Source organism: Okeania sp. SIO2C2 (assembly GCF_010692625.1).
GTDB classification, from domain to species: domain Bacteria; phylum Cyanobacteriota; class Cyanobacteriia; order Cyanobacteriales; family Microcoleaceae; genus Okeania; species Okeania hirsuta.
Map to the genome: position 1 here is coordinate 1 of NZ_JAAHGM010000170.1, position 1258 is coordinate 1258.

Below are 1258 nucleotides of genomic sequence, written 5' to 3' on the forward strand. Positions count from 1 at the left end.
ATAAACAATCCATCAAAACTTAAATAACAGTCATTTTAATTGTAGGATATTTAAGTTCAGATACTAGATATTTAGACAATAGTTGATGTTTAAGATGATAAATAGTTATGGCTAAAATAGTTGCCATTTTTTTCAAATAATTCCAGACTAACATAGCACAAGCAATATGATTTCTTTGAATTTTTTCCCGACGACATTGGCAAAATCCAAGTCCTGTTAATTGCTTAATTCTGGCGTGAAATTCTTCTATTTTCCATCTAGTTTGTGACTCAAATTCTACATCATCTGTAGAGGATTGACTCAAGTCATTAGTGGCAATATATTCTGTTCTGTTTGTTGAAACAGTAGCCCAGAATAATTTAACTTTTTTGTCTTTAGGAAAACCTTTGATTTTAATAATTTTACCTGATACTAATTCCGACTTATTCCATGTTAACTCTTCCAATTTTTGATATTTTTTCACGCCCCCTGTATCGTCTACCAAACGATTGCTTTTTAACGGACAATAGTAAATTTTACCTAAGTTATCTATTAAAGCCATGAGTCTTTGTGTTGCATACCAGCTATCCATTAATACTTTTTTTACTGGTATTTTCTTCTTGTTTACTACATCAATCATCATATCTTCTACATGATCTATTTTACTATTTTCATCATTTTCGATCTTTATAAATCCTATAATCTACTATCCGCGCATCTTTCTATTTGAGGATTAAAATATAAGCAATTTACTACTCCTATACCACGAACTACCCCATGTTCATTACCACTATACTGACGCCGGACAAGCTCAATATGCATGGGAATATTTTTTATTAATAACTGTGTCATCAAAAATCAAATAACCATCTTCAGTAGTTAAAATCTCCTCTCTGACATTTTCCCACAAAACTTCTGTCCCTAAATCAATATTTTTCAAGTAACGATTAATTTGATTGCTGACGCAAAGCTACGCTATCGTGGCTAATTTCTTCTAGATGATCGGCAAGATTTGTGAGAGTGTAATTTGTCTGACTACTTATTAGATACTGACAATATTTTATATAATTAAAGTCCATGAAAAACTCTTCATTAAAAAAAACTATGTTATTCTCAGTTATAATAATATCAGATAATCTATAATATAGTTGCTCAAAATTTTTCAGTAAATGATAATTTTGGGGTTGATGCGATCGCAAAGGGAAACGGAGTTTAGAACCCAAATATAGAGAGATAATTAAGACTTAACACTATATATAGTGTCCTTGCGTAAGTCCTG

General features: G+C 30.8%; 1 pseudogene. It reads right to left on the reverse strand.

The annotated features are described in order from the left end of the window. Positions 1-19: 19 nt before the first annotated feature. Positions 20-1058, reverse strand: a pseudogene (locus F6K18_RS36175) (transposase). Positions 1059-1258 lie beyond the last annotated feature (200 nt).